General features: G+C 68.4%; 16 protein-coding genes. 8 read left to right on the top strand and 8 right to left on the bottom strand.

Features of this window, described 5'->3' with window-relative positions; translation table 11 throughout:
* The first annotated feature begins 92 nt into the window (after positions 1-92).
* The 6 genes from E3O47_RS02375 (at position 93) to E3O47_RS02355 (ending at position 7,739) form a co-directional block, all read left to right on the top strand.
* Entirely contained in the window at positions 93-3,803 is a 3,711-nt protein-coding gene (locus E3O47_RS02375) for a nitrate reductase subunit alpha (protein ID WP_241986062.1), read from the top strand.
* Positions 3,804-5,471, top strand: a complete 1,668-nt coding sequence (narH, locus tag E3O47_RS02370; RefSeq protein ID WP_134419426.1) for a nitrate reductase subunit beta — start codon at positions 3,804-3,806, stop codon at positions 5,469-5,471. It abuts the gene before it with no gap.
* Positions 5,468-6,160, top strand: a complete 693-nt coding sequence (gene narJ / locus E3O47_RS02365; RefSeq protein WP_104101355.1) for a nitrate reductase molybdenum cofactor assembly chaperone — start codon at positions 5,468-5,470, stop codon at positions 6,158-6,160. Before narH ends, narJ begins: the two co-directional genes overlap by 4 nt.
* The gene (gene narI, locus E3O47_RS02360) at positions 6,157-6,930 is read left to right on the top strand and encodes a respiratory nitrate reductase subunit gamma (RefSeq protein WP_104194627.1); all 774 of its coding nucleotides are present in this window, start codon (positions 6,157-6,159) and stop codon (positions 6,928-6,930) included. The genes narJ and narI overlap by 4 nt, the downstream gene beginning before the upstream one ends.
* Positions 6,931-7,221: 291 nt before the next feature.
* On the top strand, positions 7,222-7,371 hold the full coding sequence (locus E3O47_RS15800; protein WP_166785306.1) for a hypothetical protein: 150 nt from the start codon (positions 7,222-7,224) through the stop codon (positions 7,369-7,371).
* Between the two features lie 8 nt (positions 7,372-7,379).
* Complete coding sequence (locus E3O47_RS02355) at positions 7,380-7,739, top strand: hypothetical protein (RefSeq protein ID WP_134419425.1); 360 nt, start codon at positions 7,380-7,382, stop codon at positions 7,737-7,739.
* Between the two features lie 378 nt (positions 7,740-8,117).
* Here the strand turns inward: E3O47_RS02355 and E3O47_RS02350 are convergent, their stop codons facing one another.
* The 8 genes from E3O47_RS02350 to E3O47_RS02315 form a co-directional block, all read right to left on the bottom strand.
* Positions 8,118-8,585, bottom strand: a complete 468-nt coding sequence (locus E3O47_RS02350; protein WP_134342347.1) for an SRPBCC domain-containing protein — start codon at positions 8,583-8,585, stop codon at positions 8,118-8,120.
* A gap of 31 nt (positions 8,586-8,616) precedes the next feature.
* Positions 8,617-9,942 carry an MFS transporter gene (locus tag E3O47_RS02345; RefSeq protein WP_104101344.1) on the bottom strand — a complete coding sequence of 442 codons (1,326 nt, stop codon included), beginning with the start codon at positions 9,940-9,942 and terminating at the stop codon, positions 8,617-8,619.
* A gap of 131 nt (positions 9,943-10,073) precedes the next feature.
* The gene (locus E3O47_RS02340; RefSeq protein ID WP_104101341.1) at positions 10,074-10,313 is read right to left on the bottom strand and encodes a MoaD/ThiS family protein; all 240 of its coding nucleotides are present in this window, start codon (positions 10,311-10,313) and stop codon (positions 10,074-10,076) included.
* The gene (locus E3O47_RS02335) at positions 10,313-10,600 is read right to left on the bottom strand and encodes a DUF6457 domain-containing protein (RefSeq protein ID WP_104101339.1); all 288 of its coding nucleotides are present in this window, start codon (positions 10,598-10,600) and stop codon (positions 10,313-10,315) included. Before E3O47_RS02335 ends, E3O47_RS02340 begins: the two co-directional genes overlap by 1 nt.
* Positions 10,597-11,322, bottom strand: a complete 726-nt coding sequence (locus E3O47_RS02330) for an NTP transferase domain-containing protein (protein ID WP_198418014.1) — start codon at positions 11,320-11,322, stop codon at positions 10,597-10,599. Before E3O47_RS02330 ends, E3O47_RS02335 begins: the two co-directional genes overlap by 4 nt.
* Before the next feature lie 2 nt (positions 11,323-11,324).
* Positions 11,325-11,822, bottom strand: a complete 498-nt coding sequence (gene moaC, locus E3O47_RS02325; RefSeq protein WP_104170175.1) for a cyclic pyranopterin monophosphate synthase MoaC — start codon at positions 11,820-11,822, stop codon at positions 11,325-11,327.
* Complete coding sequence (glp, locus tag E3O47_RS02320; protein WP_104101334.1) at positions 11,819-13,117, bottom strand: gephyrin-like molybdotransferase Glp; 1,299 nt, start codon at positions 13,115-13,117, stop codon at positions 11,819-11,821. Before glp ends, moaC begins: the two co-directional genes overlap by 4 nt.
* A gap of 2 nt (positions 13,118-13,119) precedes the next feature.
* Positions 13,120-14,370, bottom strand: a complete 1,251-nt coding sequence (locus tag E3O47_RS02315) for a ThiF family adenylyltransferase (protein WP_104101331.1) — start codon at positions 14,368-14,370, stop codon at positions 13,120-13,122.
* A 191-nt stretch (positions 14,371-14,561) separates the two neighbouring features.
* Between E3O47_RS02315 and fdhA the strand changes: the two genes are divergently transcribed.
* Complete coding sequence (fdhA, locus tag E3O47_RS02310; protein ID WP_104101328.1) at positions 14,562-15,776, top strand: formaldehyde dehydrogenase, glutathione-independent; 1,215 nt, start codon at positions 14,562-14,564, stop codon at positions 15,774-15,776.
* Between the two features lie 131 nt (positions 15,777-15,907).
* The gene (gene moaA, locus E3O47_RS02305; protein ID WP_104101326.1) at positions 15,908-16,936 is read left to right on the top strand and encodes a GTP 3',8-cyclase MoaA; all 1,029 of its coding nucleotides are present in this window, start codon (positions 15,908-15,910) and stop codon (positions 16,934-16,936) included.
* Positions 16,937-16,940: the final 4 nt, after the last annotated feature.

The following is a 16,940-nucleotide window of genomic DNA, read 5'->3' as shown; positions in this document are numbered from 1 at the left end:
AGTGCAAGGGGTACGTTGTGAAAACACTCAAGAATTCGGCTTTCTCGAAGCCGGCTAAGACCCGGCCGGCCAAGCCCGGCATCGACGGCCCCATCGACGACACGATCCTGAAGCTCGGGCGGTTCCTGCGTCGAGGCAAGGCCTCACCCGACCTGCGATCCGTGTTCCTTGCGGGCGGCCGCGACGCCGACTCGTTCTACCGCGACCGCTGGACCCACGACAAAGAGGTGCGGTCCACCCACGGTGTGAACTGCACCGGCTCCTGCTCCTGGAAGGTGTACGTCAAGGACGGCATCATCACCTGGGAGACCCAGCAGACCGACTATCCCTCCGTCGGCCCCGACTCACCCGAATACGAGCCCCGCGGCTGCCCCCGCGGCGCCGCCTTCAGCTGGTACACCTACTCGCCGACCCGGGTCAAGTACCCCTACGTGCGCGGCGTGCTGCTCGACCTGTTCCGTGCGGCGAAGGCCCGCACCGGCGACCCCGTGCTCGCCTGGGCCGAGGTCACCGGCGACCCCGAGAGCGCCCGCGCCTACAAGAGCGCCCGCGGCAAGGGCGGCCTGGTGCGCACCAGCTGGGACGAGGCGTCCGAGATCGTCGCCGCTGCCCACGTGCACACCATCAAGAAGTACGGCCCCGACCGCATCGCCGGCTTCTCGCCGATCCCCGCCATGTCGATCGTCTCGCAGGGGGTGGGCAACCGGTTCATCTCCATGCTCGGTGGCACCATGCTCTCGTTCTACGACTGGTACGCCGACCTGCCCGTGGCGTCCCCGCAGGTGTTCGGCGACCAGACCGACGTGCCGGAATCGGCAGACTGGTGGAACTCCTCCTACCTGATCATGTGGGGCTCCAACGTGCCGGTCACCCGCACGCCCGACGCGCACTTCATGGTCGAGGCCCGCTACAAGGGCCAGAAGGTCATCACCGTCTCGCCCGACTACGCCGACAACTCCAAGTTCGCCGACGAGTGGCTGGCCGTGCACCCCGGCACCGACGGCGCGCTCGCGCTGGCCATGGGCCACGTCGTGCTCAAGGAATTCCTGGTCGACCGCCGCACGCCCCGCTTCGTCGACTACATGAAGCGTTACAGCGACTCCGCCTACCTGATCAGCCTCACCAGGCGCGGCGACGCGTACGTGCCCGGCAAGTTCGTGACCGCGGATGCCCTGCCCGGCCTGGCCCCGACGGTCGCCAGCGCCGCGTTCAAGCCGGTGCTTCTGGGCCACGACGGCGAGGTCGTCGTGCCCAACGGTTCGATCGGGCACCGTTTCTCCGAGACCGACGTCGGCAAGTGGAACCTCGACCTCGAGGGTGTCGACCCGCTCCTGTCCATCGCCGACGCGCCCGACTACGACCAGGCGTCCGTCGCCATCGACATGCCCCGGTTCGACGTTGCTCCGGAGACCGACGAGATCGGAGAGCAGCACGCGGGCGGTGCGGGCATCATCCGTCGCGGCGTACCCGTGCGGATGGTGGCCGGCCAGCTGGTCACCACCGTGTTCGACCTACTGCTCGCGCAGTACGGCGTCGGCCGGCCAGGCCTGCCCGGTGTCTGGCCGACCGGCTACGACGACGCCACCTCACCCGGTACCCCTGCCTGGCAGGAGGGCATCACCTCGGTGCCGATGCAGGCCGCCGAACGCATCGGTCGCGAGTTCGCGCAGAACGCCGAAGACTCCAATGGACGCTCGATGATCCTGATGGGTGCCGGAACCAACCACTGGTTCCATTCCGACACCATCTACCGGGCCTTCCTGGCACTGACCACCATGACCGGCTGCCAGGGCGTCAACGGTGGCGGCTGGGCTCACTACGTCGGCCAGGAGAAGGTGCGCCCGCTCACCGGCTACGGCCAGTACGCGTTCGGCCTGGACTGGGTGCGCCCGCCCCGCCAGATGATCGGCACGGGCTTCTTCTACCTCGCCACCGACCAGTGGCGCTACGACGGCCTCGCCGCCGACACCCTGTCCAGCCCGCTCGGCACAGGCACCTTCGCCGGCCGCACCACCGCGGACTGCCTGGTCGAGTCGACCAAGCGCGGCTGGATGCCCGGCTACCCCACCTTCAACCGCAACTCGCTCGACCTCGTCGACGACGCGGTCCGGGCGGGCGTCGACCCGGCCCAGTACGTGGTCGAGTCCCTCGGCGACGGCACCCTCGAGTACGCCATCGAGGACCCGGATGCGCCGGAGAACTTCCCGCGCATCCTCGACGTCTGGCGGGCCAACGTGATCGGCTCGTCGGGCAAGGGCAACGAGTACTTCCTGAAGCACCTGCTGGGCACCAAGAACGCCGTTCGCGCCCCCGAATCGCCGCCCGAGAAGCGCCCGAAGACCATGAAGTGGCACGAGACCGCCCCCGAGGGCAAGCTTGACCTGATGGTCACCAGCGACTTCCGCATGACGAGCACCACCATCTTCAGCGACGTGGTGCTGCCGCCGGCCACCTGGTACGAGAAGAACGACCTGTCGACCACCGACATGCACCCCTTCATCCACTCGTTCAACCCGGCGATCGCCCCGCCGTGGCAGGCGAAGACCGACTTCGACATCTTCCACATCCTCGCGGAGAAGATCTCCGAGATGTCCGTGGAGCACCTCGGGGTGCGGAAGGACCTGGTCGCCGTTCCGCTGCTGCACGACACCCCGGATGCGATGAGCGCCCCGCACGGCATCGTCGAATACGACCAGGTGCTGGTGCCCGGCGTGACCATGCCCAAACTGGTCGTGGTCGAACGCGACTACCCGGCCTTCGCCGCGCGGCTCGGTGCCCTCGGCCCGCTGACCGAGAAGCTCGGCATGATGACCAAGGGCGTCAAGTTCAACCCCGACGTCGAGGTGGCCTACCTGGCGAAGAAGAACGGGCTCGTCGAGAGCGGCCCCGCCGCCGGGCGGCCGCAACTGAAGACCGCCATCCAGGCCTGCGAAATGGTGCTCGCGCTCTCCGGCACCACCAACGGACGGCTCGGCACGCAAGGCTTCCGCAGGATGGAGGAGCGCACCGGCCAGAAGTTGGCGCACCTGGCCAGCGACAACGAGGGCCGTCGCTTCTCCTACCCGGATGTGCAGGGTGCCCCGGTCCCGGTACTCACCTCCCCGGAATGGTCCGGCAGCGAGCACGGCGGCCGACGCTACAGCGCGTTCACGATCAACGTGGAGCACCTCAAGCCCTGGCACACCCTCACCGGGAGGCAACACTTCTACCTCGACCACGACTGGATGATCGAGCTGGGGGAGACCATGCCGATCTTCCGGCCGCCGCTGGACATGCACCGCCTGTTCGATGATTCCATCGTCGGGTCGACCTCGTCCACCGGCGCGACCGGCTCGAAGGGCCGGGCCGAGGTGGCCGTGCGCTACCTCACCCCGCACTCCAAGTGGTCGATCCACTCCGAGTACCAGGACAACCTGATGATGCTGTCGCTGTCCCGCGGCGGGCCCACCATCTGGATGTCACCGCAGGACGCCGACAAGATCGGCGTGCGCGACAACGAGTGGATCGAGTCCTACAACCGCAACGGCGTCGTCGTGGCCCGTGCGGTCGTCTCGCACCGGATGCCCGAGGGCACCGTGTACATGTACCACGCGAAGGACCGCACCATCAACGTGCCGATCGCCGAGACGAGCGGCATGCGCGGTGGCACGAACAACTCGCTCACCCGGATCCTGCTGAAACCGAGTCACCTGATCGGTGGCTACGCCCAGCTGTCCTTCGCTTTCAATTACCTCGGCCCGACCGGGAACCAACGCGATGAGGTCACCGTGATCCGTCGACGCAGCCAGGAGGTTGAGTACTAAATGCGCGTAATGGCTCAGATGTCGATGATCATGAATCTCGACAAGTGCATCGGGTGCCACACCTGTTCGGTCACCTGTAAGCAGGTGTGGACCAACCGCACCGGCGTCGAATACGTCTGGTTCAACAACGTGGAGACCAAGCCCGGCGTCGGCTACCCGCGCCGCTACGAAGACCAGGACAAGTGGAAGGGTGGCTGGCAGCGCAACAAGCGCGGACGCCTGAAACTGCGCTCCGGTGGCCGCATCAAGCGCCTCGCCACCATCTTCAACAACCCCGACCTCCCGGTGATCGACGACTACTACGAGCCGTGGACCTACGACTACGACATGCTGACCAAGGCTCCGCTGAGCACGGAAAGCCCCGTCGCCCGGCCCAAGTCGCTGCTTACCGGCCAGAACATGGACATCAAGTGGTCCGGCAACTGGGACGACGACCTCGGCGGCTCGCAGGAGACCGCGGCAGACGACCCCATCCTCGCCACCATGAGCGAGCACGTGAAGATGGAGTTCGAGAACACCTTCATGTTCTACCTGCCGCGCATCTGCGAGCACTGCCTGAACCCCGCCTGCGTCGCGGCCTGCCCCTCGGGCGCCATGTACAAGCGCGAGGAGGACGGTATCGTCCTCGTCGACGAAGACGGATGCCGCGGCTGGCGCATGTGCGTCTCCGCCTGCCCGTACAAGAAGGTCTACTTCAACCACAAGACGGGTAAGGCCGAGAAGTGCACGCTCTGCTACCCGTTGATCGAGCAGGGCAAGCCCACGATCTGCTCGGAGACCTGCGTCGGCCGGCTGCGCTACCTCGGCCTGATGCTCTACGACGCCGACGCGGTCCTCGCGCAGGCCTCGGTCGAGAACGAGCACGACCTGCTGGATGCCCAGCGCGCCTGCTTCCTCGACCCGTTCGACCCTGAGGTCATCGCCGCGGCGAAGGCCGAAGGCATGGAGGACGACTGGATCCTCGCGGCCCAGAACAGCCCGATCTACAAGCTCATCTCCGAGTACAAGGTGGCTCTGCCGCTGCATCCGGAGTACCGCACCATGCCGATGGTCTGGTACATCCCCCCGCTGTCCCCGGTGGTCGACGTCATCTCGACCACCAACAACGACGGTGAGGATGCCCGCACCCTGTTCGCCGCCATCGACAAGCTCCGCATCCCGGTGGAATACCTCGCCGGGCTGTTCTCGGCCGGAGACGTCGTTCCCGTCGAGTCCTCGCTGCGGAAGCTCGCCGCCATGAGGTCGTACATGCGCGACATCAACCTGGGCCGCGACCGCGACGAGTCGATCCCGAAAGCGGTCGGCATGACCGGTCCCGAGATCGAGGCCATGTACCGCCTGCTGGCCATCGCCAAATACGAGGATCGCTACGTCATCCCCAAGGCGCACGTCGAGACGGCGCGTGAGCTTGAGGAACTCGCCTGCTCGCTCGACACCGACGGCGGCCCCGGTATGGGTGGCCCCAGCGTCGCCACGGCGGCCGGCCCCTATGGCAAGACCCCCGGGATGCCGCTGAACGCGACCGTCGACAACTACAACGAGATGGTCGGCAAGGGCTCCGAACGCACGAAGCCCACCACGCCCGGCCGGGTCAACCTGCTCAACTGGACCGGCGGCGGCGTGCCGGAGGGCATGTTCCCGCCGAAGGCCTCCGGGAGTCCCGCATGAGGCTGCCGAAGCTCCCGACCCGCAAGGTCACGGCGCTGCCTCTGTCCGCGGAGGACGGCCGGATGGCGCACATGGCGGCATCCATTCTGCTGGATTACCCCAGCCAGGAGCGACGGGCCCGTTTCGGTGCTGTCGCCGCGTCGGTGGCGTTGCTGCCGGATCCGCTCCGCCACGCCTTCGAGGCGTTCCTGACGAAAGCGGATGCGATGACGCAGCAGGAGTTGGAGATCCACTTCACGGCCACTTTCGACCTCAAGCGCAAGTGCTGCCCGTACCTGAGCTACTTTGCGGCCGGGGACACCCGTCGCCGCGGCATGGCGCTCGTGCGCTTCGTCGAGGCCTACCGTGCCGCGGGCTGGGAGGTCGCCGCCGACGAACTGCCCGACTACCTGCCGATGGTGCTCGAATTCTCCGCGCGGAGCGACTCGCCGATCGCACAGGAACTGCTCGCCGCGCACCGCGACGGGATTGAGGTGCTCCGCATGGCACTCGAGGCCGTGCCGAGCCCCTACGCGCACATTGTGGAGGCGGTCTCCCTGTCTCTCCCGAAGATCGACGAGGAGACGCGTCAGCGTTACCTCAACCTGGTGAACGAGGGTCCGCCGACCGAGACGGTCGGCATGACCTTCCTGGGCAATCTCAAACCGTTCTCGCCGTCCGGCGCGAACAGCGAGGAAGTACGGGTATGAATCCGCTCGACATTCTGCTTTGGGTGGCGTTCCCCTACGCCGCCGCCGGGGTCTTCATCGTCGGCCACCTTCTGCGGTACCGGTTCGACCAGTTCGGCTGGACCTCACGGTCGAGCCAGACCTACGAGAACAAGTGGCTCCGCTGGGGCTCGCCCATGTTCCACTACGGCATCCTGATGGTCTTCGGCGGTCACATTGTCGGACTCTTCATCCCCAAACCGTGGCTCGAGTTCTTTGGCGTCACCGAGCACATCTACCACCTCGGGGCCACCTGGCTGGGCAGCGTCGCCGCGGTGCTGACCATCGCCGGCCTCGCCATCCTGCTGATCCGTCGCCGCCTGGTCGCCCGGGTCAAGCTGGTCACGACCGTGATGGACAAGGTCATGTACCTGTTCCTCGCCGGCACCATCGCCTTCGGCACGACGGCGACCGTGCTCTACCAGGTGCTCGGCGCCGGCTACGACTACCGTGGGTCGATCTCACCGTGGATCCGCAGCCTGTACGCCTTTCAGCCGGACCCGGCGCTGATGAGCGACGTGCCGTTCTTCTTCCAACTGCACGTGCTCTCCGCCACGATGCTCTTCCTGCTGTGGCCCTTCACCCGACTGGTGCATGTATTCTCGGCGCCGCTCGGCTACTTCGTGCGTCCCTACATCGTCTACCGCTCGCGGGACGGCCACCGCGGTGCGGGCTCCCAGAAGGCCCGCCGTGGCTGGGAGAAGAGCGAACTACCGAGGGACACCCGCGAAAAGGTGGGCGGCCGCCGCTAGCCGAAGATCCCAGGGACGTCGACGCCGGTGCGCGACCCGCAGCCGCCATATGCAGCCGGGGGAGCGGGTCGCGCAGGGGTAACGGATGATGCAGGCCGCCGGCACCTGGGCTGCCCGAAGGGCTAGCCCGCGCGCACGCCAGGCCGCCTGCAGGCGATCGAGGGCGTCTTGATCCCGCCGCACTCGGGCTGGTAAGCGAAGCCTGCGCTGTATGGCGGGGTTCCGCTCCGGTGCCTAGCATTGCCGGTGTGGGTCCAATTTCGTGCCTGAGGATGCCCCAGAAGGAGACACATGTTCGATGCGCTGCTCGACACCATCTTCGGTTTGCCTGTGCACCCCCTCGTGGTGCACGCGACCGCGGTCGTCGTTCCCACGGCGCCCTCGTCGTCGTCGCGGCCCTCTGGCCCCGGTTTCGCCGGTGGGCGAAGTTCCTGCCGCTGATCCTCGCATTGGCCGCACTCGTTCTCGTGCCGCTGGCGCGCGAATCCGGGGAGGCGCTGAGAGAGCGGGTCACCGAGACCGCGCTGGTCGAGACCCATTCCGAGCTGGCCGACGGGCTGCTGCCCTGGGTTGCCGCCCTGGTCGTGGTCGCTGCCGTTCTGCTCTGGTGGAACTACCGGGAGGTCGGCGGCCGGACATCCGTCGCCCGCACCCCGAAGTGGGTGGCCATCGTGCTGGCCGTGGCCGCGCTGGGCGCCGCCATGGGAACCATCGTGCAGGCCGTGCGCATCGGTCACAGCGGGGCGGCGGCCGTCTGGTCCGAGGCCGGGGGAGCACCGGCGCCCGCCGGGGGCGAAGACGACGACTGAGCCGGCCTGAACTCAGTCGGTCACGGAGCTGTCGGCGCCCACGCCGGCGGCAACCTCGCGGGTCCACTCGGCGGAGATTCTGGCTCCCCTGACTCTTCCGCGGGTTAGGCCCGGTCGCGCGAGCGTGTGTGTGTGTGTGTGTGTGTGTGGCCAACTCAGGACATCCGTTGCCGGCATGCACCGGCCGCCACGGATCAGTGCGGAACCAGTGTGGATGTTCGGCCCGGCCGGACGGATCTCCTGAGTTGGCCACAGCCCCAGCCGGATGGGCAGCAGCGCTGGTGCGGATCGGGCGTCGACCACCCGCTCCGCTCCGTTCGGGGCGCGGAACTCCCAGTCCGACCCCTTCATCGCCCACGGCTGGCAGGATTCGGGCAGCTAGTCGGCGGTGGCGGCCCGTTCCTCGGCGAGCTCCGCGAGCCGCGCCAGGGCGCGGGGCCAATCCGCAGCGAACATGGCCGTGAATTCCTCGTCGGTGTCGACGGCCACCACGAGTGTGGTCACCCCGTCGGACTCGCTGAAGGAGTAGTCCTCGTGCGCGCCCGCGAACCGCCGCGCGTGAGCGCTCGTGGTGTCGTCGATGCCCCGGGAGACAGCACCGTGGATTTCCAGGGAGATGAACTCGTCCAGCCGGTTTTCGACGACCGTGGCCACCAGCCCGCTGTGGGAAGCATCCTCGCCGGGGGCAAGGAAGCGGATCGTGCTGCCCTCCGCCCAGCTTCCGACGTAGTGGGAACCCTCATGGAACGCCCGGGTCCAGTCCCGGTAGGTCGACGCGTCCAGCATCGTGCTCCAGACGGCGTGTACCGGAGCGTCGATCCGAATCGTGAAGTGCAGCTGTTCCATGCGGGGATCGTACTCCGCTCCGGCAGATCGATCAGCTGGGGAAGGGAGCACCCTTTCGGGCGTAGTAGAACCAGGCGAGCCAGGTGCAGAACACGCAGAACACGGCGCAGCCGGCGAAGAACGCGGTCGGGCTGATCATGGTGAGCGAGATGCCCACGACGAACGGTCCGAAGGCCGCGATGGCGGAGGTCCAGGCGATGGCTCCGCCGGCCTGACGCTTCGGGAAGATCATCGGCATCTGCTTGAACGTGCCGGCGTTGGCCAGCCCGGCGAAGAAGAAGATGATCAACATGCCGGTGAGGAAGCCCCAGAACTCGTCCACGCTGGTCGGCGTGAGGAAGAAGGCGGTGAGGGCAGTTCCCGCCACCATGCCGAGGCCACCGATGAACGTGAAGATCGCGCCGCCCCACCTGTCGCAGAACGGGCCGCTCGCCGCCCGCACCAGGGCGCCGAGGACGGGGCCGATGAATGCGAAGGCCAGCGGGTTCGGGGCATCCGGGAAGTCGCCGTAGACGTTGAGGATGATCAGGCCCATCTGGGCGGCGAGGCCACTGTAGGCGCCGAAGCTCATCAGGTAGATGGCGGTCATGATCCAGGTGTGCTTGACCTGGAAGATGTCCATCTGCTGGCGGAAGTTCGCCGTGATCGGCACCCGGCGCAGGTACATCACCGCCAGGACGATGGCAAGCAGAGCCCAGGGGATGAGCACCAGCCCACCGTTGTGCAGCCAGACGAGGTCACCGTCGGCACTGCTCTGGGGGGTGAGGGCGGCGGTGCCGAGCAGACCGAATCCGACGACCCAGGGCAGGATCAGCTGCATCAGGCCGATGCCGAAGTTGCCGAGGCCTGCCTGCAGGCCCAGAGCCGTACCGGCGAGGCGTTTGGGGAAGAAGTAGCTGGTCGATGCCATGAAACCGGAGAAGGTTCCGCCGCCGATGCCGGCCGCGAACGCCAGGGAGAGCAGCACCCAGTACGGCGTCGACGTGTCCCGGGCGGCGAGGGTCCAGCCGAGCATCGGGATCATGAGCAGGGCCGACGACATGGCGACGAGGTTGCGGGTGCCCATCATCGGCGGCAGGAACATGAAGACCAGGCGCAGCAGGCCGCCGGCGAGCCCGGGGAGGGCGACGAGCCAGTACAGCTGGCTGGGTGCGAGGGAGTAGCCGATGTCGTTCAGACGCGGGGCGATCGCGCTGACGAGGTACCAGGCCGCGAAGCTCAGAGTCAGGCTGAAGGTGGTGATCCACAGGGTGCGCCAGGCGAGCCCCGGATCCCAGGTCTCGTCATTCTCCGGGTCCCAGTTGGACAGATCCGGTTTGAGTTTCGAGGCGAACTGCGGGGACGTTGCGACTGACATGGACTTCCTCGGCTGGTTGCTGCCGGGCACCAGGCCCGCGTAGCTTCCACCCTCGCGGTACAGCGGAAATGCGACAACGCGTGAACGCCGTGAAAAATGATTCGGTCGTACAGAACCGAAATCGGCGGGCGTCAGCCGCCGGCGAAGGGCGGCAGCACGTCGACGGTGTCGCTCCCGGAGAGCGGCACCGTGTCATCCGTCGCCCGCGTGCCGTTCACGAGCAGGGAGCACCGGCCGAGGATGCGCTCGAACTCGTCGCCGTAGAGGCTGGTGAGCTGGGCGCGCAAGTCGCCGATGGTGGCGGCATCGATCGCGGCCGCGTCGGCGGCGGCGGATTCGGCTGCCGCGGCGAAGAAACGGATGGTCGCCATCAGCGTGTCACCTCCGGCTGGTCCGGCGGCCAGGTGAGGGCGAGCCGGGTGGCCAGCGCACTGGCGGCCTCGATGGCGGTGGGTGTGCCGCCGTTCCGGGCGGCGGCCAGACCGACCAGGAACGTGCTCAGCGGGGCGGCGGGCCGGGCCACGTTGTGGGCCACGTCGCGGGCCACGTCGAGCAGCGTGCCCACGGGGATGTCGGCCGGATCCAGGCCGAGTGCGGCGGCGAGGGCCACCAGCCACTCGTCGAGAGCCTCAGGGGGAAGCGGGGTCGAGGCGCTCATTGGGTATCACTCCTCATCGGATTGCTCCGCGGTCGGATTGCTCCGCGGTCGGATTGCTCCGCGGTCGGATTGCTCCACGGTGGGGTGCTGGTCAGCAGTGCGGAACTCCACTCCACATCCTGCCATGTGTCCACGTCGCTCCCCTCGCCGTTCTGGTCGCGGACGCCCCGCAGCTCGAGCGGGGCCAGCAGTCCGCGCATGCTGGCGCCGTGGGCGTCGGCGCCGAGCCGGTGCGCGGCCGCCCGCAGCGGCGCCAGACGGTAGATCCCCGCGAGCCACTGCGCGCGGCCGCCCGCGTCGACCAGGTGCAGGCCGTGAACGGATGCCGGCAGCCCCGGGTCGGACGCCGCCGGCACCAGTAGGCGGGCGGCATCCGCTGCCCACGGCAGGTCGCAGGCCAGCAGGAGCACCCAGTCCGCAGGCCCGGACGCGGTCGCGTGCTCGAGCGCCGCGAGTCCCGCCACGATGCCGGCGACCGGGCCGCCGAACGGGGGATCTTCGAGCGTCCAGGTCAGCTCGGACGTGTCGTCGTCCGGGACGGCCGCACGGGCCTCCTCCGGCCCGACCACGACAACGTTCCGGGCGAGACCGCGGGCGTCCAGCACCCGGGAGAGCAGCGTGCGCCCGGCCACCTCGACCGCGGGCTTGACCGCGCCGTCGAGGCGCCGGGCGCGCCCGCCCGCCAGCACGATCAGGTCGACGCTCATGGCTGCTCGGGTCATCGCTACTCGTTCGGGCGGTGCCAGTCGCCGGACTTCCCTCCGGTCTTCGTGATGAGGCGCACGTTCTCGATCCAAACGGACTTGTCGAGGCCTTTGACCATATCGACCACGGCGAGGGCGGCGACCGACACGGCGGTCAGCGCCTCCATCTCGACGCCGGTGCGGTCGGCCGTGCGCACGGTGGCCGTGACGCGCACCCCGGTGTTTTCGATGACGAGGTCGACGGCGGCGCCGTGCACCCCGATCACATGCGCGAGGGGGAGCAGGTCGGCGCACTTCTTGGCACCCTGGATGCCGGCGATGCGGGCCACGGCGAGCACATCGCCCTTGGGGGTGCTGCCGTCGCGAAGGGCCGCGATGACCGTCGGTCCGCAGGCCACGAAGCCGGCGGCGGTGGCGCTGCGCACGGTGGGCTGCTTCTCGGTGACGTCGACCATGCGGGCCTGGCCGGAAGAGTCGAGATGCGTGAAGGGGTGTGCGGACAGGTCGCGGATGCTCATGTCAACAGCATGACAGTGACGCGGTCGCCCTCGGCAATCCGCGTCACGTTTTCCGGCACGATGGCCAGCCCGACGGCCTGAGCAAGCCCGGCGACGAGGTGGGATCCCGACCCGCCCGCGGCGGACCGGCGGACCACTCTGCGGATTCCCACGCCCTCGAGCGTCACCGGCATGTACTGGGCACGGCCGGGCGGGGAGTCCCAGCTCTCCCCGGCGGTCGCCGAGATCGTGGGGCGAAAGAGGTCGATGTGCCCGCCGAGGCGGCGCAGGGCCGGCCGCACGAACACCTCGAACGACACGAAGGCGCTGACCGGGTTGCCGGGGAGGGCGAAGATGAGCGGTCCCTCGACTGCATTGTCGTCGGCCGGCCAGCGGCCGAAACCCTGAGGCTTGCCCGGCTGCATCTTGACCGGCCCGAACCGTACGGTGCCGAGCGGGGCGAGCACGGCCTTGACGATGTCGTAGGCGCCGACGCTCACCCCGCCGGAGAGCACGATGGCGTCGACCGTGCCGGCGAGGCTGGCCAGCAGGCTGCGGAGCGTGTTCTCGTCGTCGGGAACCGCGCCGAGCCGGATCGGCACCCCACCGGCGGCGGTGACGGCCGACGCGAGGAGGTAGGAGTTGGAGTCGGGGATCTGGCCGCGCCGGGCGGGTTCGCCGGGGGTGACGAGCTCGCTCCCGGTGGAGATCACGGCCACGCGCGGAGCCGGGTGCGCCCGGAGCGACGAGGTTCCGGCGCTGGCGGCCGCGGCAACCCGGGTCGGCCAGAGCACCGAGCCGCGGGTGAGCACGGTGTCGCCGGCGTGGGCGTCTTCGCCGGCGCGACGGATGTGCGCTGCCGGCTGCGGCGCCCGCACGACGGTGACCGTGTCGATGCCCTGATCGGTGTCTTCGATCGGAACCACGGCATCCGCCCCGTCCGGGAGCGGCGCCCCCGTCATGATCCGGGCCACCTGCCCGGTCTCCAGGTGCGGGTTCTGGCTGGTTCCGGCCGCGAGGTCGGCGACCACCGGCAGCGTCACCGGGTGCTCGGCGGAGGCCTGCAGCAGGTCGGCGCGCCGGACGGCATAGCCGTCCATGGCCGAGTTGTCGAAGGGAGGTGTGTCCGTGGCGCTCCGAACATCCTCGGCCAGCATCAGGCCCAGCGCCTCGTCAAGCGAGACCAGCACGGGCGGCAGCGGGGCGACCGCGGCGAGCACGAAGGAGAGCTGGTCGGCGACGCTGCGGGCCGAGACCGGTACGGCGCAAGCATCGGCGTCGTGCTCGTGGGTGTGCTCGTGCGTGTTCCCCGTCATGGTCAGTTCCCCGCTGTGGTCGTCGATTCGTTGGACACGGCGTCGCCGGCCCACTTGCTGCCCCGGCCGGGAGCCGTGCGTGCGGCGACGGCAACGTCCCAGGCGACGATCCCGCCGGCGAGCAGGGTGAGGCCGGTGAAGCCGGCCGCGTCCAGGGCCATCGCGGCGCGTTCGGCCCGCGGCCCCAGATGGCAGTGCAGCACCAGCGGCACGTCCCGCGGCAGGGTGGCCATTCCGGCCTCGGTGAGCAGGTCGCCGAGAGGCAGCAGGACGGCATCCGGGATGGCGCTCTCGGCGTGCTCGTCGGGCTCGCGCACGTCGACCAGCACGAACGGGTCGGTTCCCTCGGCGCGGGCAGTGAGCCGGGCCACGAGCTCCACCGGGGTGAGCGTCGACCAGGCCCCAGCGGTGGCGGCCCGAGCGGAGCCGCGGGCGGCGGCGAGGGTCGCTGCCGGGTTCGGGTCGGCGGCGGCGATGCCGGTGCCGATCAGGGGCACTTCGGTGAAACGGCCCGAGAGCGCGTCGATCACGAGCACGCGCCCGATCAGCGGAGCGCCGATACCGGCGATCAGCTTGATCGCCTCGGTGGCCATCAGCGAGCCCACCTGGCCGCAGAGCGCGCCGAGCACGCCGGCTTCGGCGCAGTTGGGCACCTCACCCTCTGTGGGCGGGGTCGGGAACAGGTCGCGCAGATGCACCCCGGTGAGGCCGCTCTCGGCCGGTGGGGTGGCCCAGAACACCGACAGCTGGGCGTCGAAACGGAGCACGGATGCCCAGACCAGTGGCAGGCCCAGGGCCGCGCAGGTGTCGTTGACCAGGAAACGGGTGGGGAAGTTGTCGGTGCCGTCGATGACCACGTCGTAACCGCCGATGATCGCGGCGGCGTTGCCGGCGTCGAGCCGTTCGGCGTGCTGCACGACCACGGCCTCCGGCGCGATCTGGGCGATCGATTCGGCGGCGCTGGCCACCTTGGGGCGTCCGACATCCGCCTGGCCGTGCACGATCTGGCGTTGCAGGTTGCTGGGTTCGACGTCGTCGCCGTCGACGATGCCGATCGTTCCCACGCCGGCCGCAGCCAGGTAGATGAGCGCGGGGGACCCCAGCCCGCCGGCGCCGAGCACGAGCACCCGGGCGTTGGCGAGGCGGCGCTGGCCGAGCTCGTTGAGCTGGGGCAGACGGCGTTGGCGGGCGGTGCGAACGGATTCGGCGCCGCTCAGGCGGGCGATCGGCTCGACAAGGGGGGGAATGGCCATGCTTCCACGGTAGGCGTTGGCAGCGCCCGATGTGTACCCAAAACAGTCATCTGAGCACACCCCTTGAATTTCAGGCCGCAATGTAGTCCTCTAGATGTGAAACAGGCACCAACTAGAAATTTCGATGCAGTCTCGTGCGGCCCGACGGGTCTCGCTGTGAGGGAAGCAAACAGGAACTAGGAAGGTACTTCATGACTGGGAACAGAGCAGTTGCCTACAAGAGCCCGGGCGTCGTCGAGGTCATCGACATCGACTACCCGACCTTCGAGCTGAAAGACGGACCGGGTGTCAACCCGGCGAACGTGGGCCGCAAGGTGCCGCACGGGGTCATCCTCCGCACGGTCACCACCAACATCTGCGGCTCGGACCAGCACATGGTTCGCGGGCGCACGACCGCGCCGTCGGACCTCGTCCTCGGCCACGAGATCACCGGCGAGGTGGTCGAATGCGGACCCGACGTCGAGTTCATCAAGGTCGGCGACATCGTCTCGGTGCCGTTCAACATCTCTTGCGGCCGGTGCCGCAACTGTAAGGAGCGCAAAACCGGAATCTGTCTCAACGTCAACCCCGACCGCCCGGGCAGCGCCTACGGCTACGTCGACATGGGCGGTTGGGTCGGCGGCCAGGCCGAGTACGTGCTGGTGCCGTACGCGGACTGGAACCTCCTGAAGTTCCCGGACCGGGACCAGGCGCTGGAGAAGATCATGGACCTCACCATGCTCTCGGACATCTTCCCGACCGGCTTCCACGGAGCGTTCAGCGCGGGCGTCGGGGTCGGATCGACCGTATACATCGCCGGAGCGGGCCCGGTGGGTCTGGCCGCGGCGGCATCCGCTCAGCTGCTCGGGGCCGCCGTCGTCATCGTCGCCGACCTCAATGAGGAGCGGCTGGCGCAGGCCCGCAGCTTCGGCTGCGAGACCATCGACCTGCGGAAGGGCGAACCGCAGGATCAGATCGAGCAGATCCTGGGTGTGCCCGAGGTCGACTGCGGCGTGGACGCGGTCGGCTTCGAGGCCCGCGGCCACGGCAAGGATGCCGGAACGGAGCGTCCGGCCACGGTGCTGAACTCGCTGATGACGGTCACGGCCGCCGGTGGTGGCCTGGGCATCCCGGGCCTCTACGTCACGGGTGACCCGGGCGGGGTCGACGAGGCGGCGAAGGTCGGCTCGCTGTCCATCCGGCTGGGCCTCGGCTGGGCCAAGTCCCTGTCCTTCGCTACCGGTCAGACCCCGGTGATGAAGTACAACCGGTCGCTGATGATGGCGATCCTGCACGACAAGGTGCAGATCGCGAAGGCCGTCAACGCTCAGGCGATCAGCCTGGACGATGCCCCGCGCGGCTACGCCGAGTTCGACGCCGGCAAGTCGATCAAATACGTGCTGAACCCGAACCAGTACATCAAGTAAGCGCGTTCGACCGGTAACAGGACATCCGGCCCGCGGTTCGCCCGGGTCGGATGCCCTGTTCTGCTGAGGCCGGGCATTTGTCACCGTCCCGAAGGACTGTTGCCGCGGAGGGCGGCGGTTAGTGTGGATACATGATTGATCAGTTCCAACGCCCGCTGCACGATCTGCGCATCTCGGTCACGGACCGCTGCAACTTCCGCTGCGTGTACTGCATGCCCAAAGAGGTCTTCGGCAAGGACTTTGCTTTCATGGAACGCGACGAACTGCTCTCCTTCGAAGAGATGACCCGGCTGGCGCGGATCAGCGTGGCGCACGGGGTCGAGAAGATCCGCCTCACCGGCGGTGAGCCGCTGCTGCGCAAAGGGATCGAGGAACTGGTGGCGATGCTGGCGGCGCTCCGCACCCCGGACGGCCGCCCGATCGACATCGCGATGACCACCAACGGTTCGGTGCTGGCGCTGAAGGCCCGGGCTCTGAAGGACGCCGGGCTGAAGCGCGTCACGGTGTCGTTGGATTCGCTCGACGACGCCACGTTCCGGGCCATGAACGACGTGAAGTTCCCGGTCGCCAAGGTGTTGAACAGCCTGGACGTGGCCCACTCGGTCGGGCTCGGCCCGATCAAGATCAACATGGTGCTCAAGCGCGGGCAGAACGATCAGGACATCGTTGCCATGGCGCGCCACTTCAAAGGCACCCCGTACATCCTCCGGTTCATCGAGTTCATGGACGTGGGCTCGAGCAACGGCTGGGAGATGGGTGACGTGGTGCCCTCGGCCGAGGTCGTGGCCCGCATCAACGCTGAACTGCCTCTCGAGGAGGTGGCCCCCAACAAGACCGGTGAGACCAGCCGCCGGTGGCGCTACCGCGACGGCGAGGGGGAGATCGGCGTGATCTCCAGTGTCACCCAGTCGTTCTGCCATTCCTGCTCGCGGGCGCGGGTCTCCACCGACGGCAAGCTGTTCACCTGCCTGTTCGCGACCGAGGGGCACGACCTGCGTGCCCTGATGCGCGGCGGTTGCACCGATGAGCAGCTGGCCGAGGTGCTGAAGCAGATCTGGCGCGAGCGCACGGACCGCTATTCGGAGCTGCGCAGCGCCGAGACCGGCCGGCTGCGCGCATCCGGCAAGAAGAGAATCGAAATGTCGTACATCGGTGGGTGAATCC

The sequence above is a fragment of the Cryobacterium sp. TMT2-17-1 genome, from assembly GCF_004402765.1.
Lineage (GTDB): Bacteria > Actinomycetota > Actinomycetes > Actinomycetales > Microbacteriaceae > Cryobacterium > Cryobacterium sandaracinum.
This window is presented reverse-complemented; position numbering and strand designations above follow the sequence as displayed.

Coding starts and splice junctions, on each gene's coding strand:
- narH (WP_134419426.1), top strand. CDS start 3,804: ATGCGCGTAATGGCTCAGATGTCGATGATCATGAATCTCGACAAGTGC.
- narJ (WP_104101355.1), top strand. CDS start 5,468: ATGAGGCTGCCGAAGCTCCCGACCCGCAAGGTCACGGCGCTGCCTCTG.
- narI (WP_104194627.1), top strand. CDS start 6,157: ATGAATCCGCTCGACATTCTGCTTTGGGTGGCGTTCCCCTACGCCGCC.
- E3O47_RS15800 (WP_166785306.1), top strand. CDS start 7,222: ATGTTCGATGCGCTGCTCGACACCATCTTCGGTTTGCCTGTGCACCCC.
- E3O47_RS02350 (WP_134342347.1), bottom strand. CDS start 8,585: ATGGAACAGCTGCACTTCACGATTCGGATCGACGCTCCGGTACACGCC.
- E3O47_RS02345 (WP_104101344.1), bottom strand. CDS start 9,942: ATGTCAGTCGCAACGTCCCCGCAGTTCGCCTCGAAACTCAAACCGGAT.
- E3O47_RS02340 (WP_104101341.1), bottom strand. CDS start 10,313: ATGGCGACCATCCGTTTCTTCGCCGCGGCAGCCGAATCCGCCGCCGCC.
- E3O47_RS02335 (WP_104101339.1), bottom strand. CDS start 10,600: ATGAGCGCCTCGACCCCGCTTCCCCCTGAGGCTCTCGACGAGTGGCTG.
- E3O47_RS02330 (WP_198418014.1), bottom strand. CDS start 11,322: ATGACCCGAGCAGCCATGAGCGTCGACCTGATCGTGCTGGCGGGCGGG.
- moaC (WP_104170175.1), bottom strand. CDS start 11,822: ATGAGCATCCGCGACCTGTCCGCACACCCCTTCACGCATCTCGACTCT.
- glp (WP_104101334.1), bottom strand. CDS start 13,117: ATGACGGGGAACACGCACGAGCACACCCACGAGCACGACGCCGATGCT.
- E3O47_RS02315 (WP_104101331.1), bottom strand. CDS start 14,370: ATGGCCATTCCCCCCCTTGTCGAGCCGATCGCCCGCCTGAGCGGCGCC.
- fdhA (WP_104101328.1), top strand. CDS start 14,562: ATGACTGGGAACAGAGCAGTTGCCTACAAGAGCCCGGGCGTCGTCGAG.
- moaA (WP_104101326.1), top strand. CDS start 15,908: ATGATTGATCAGTTCCAACGCCCGCTGCACGATCTGCGCATCTCGGTC.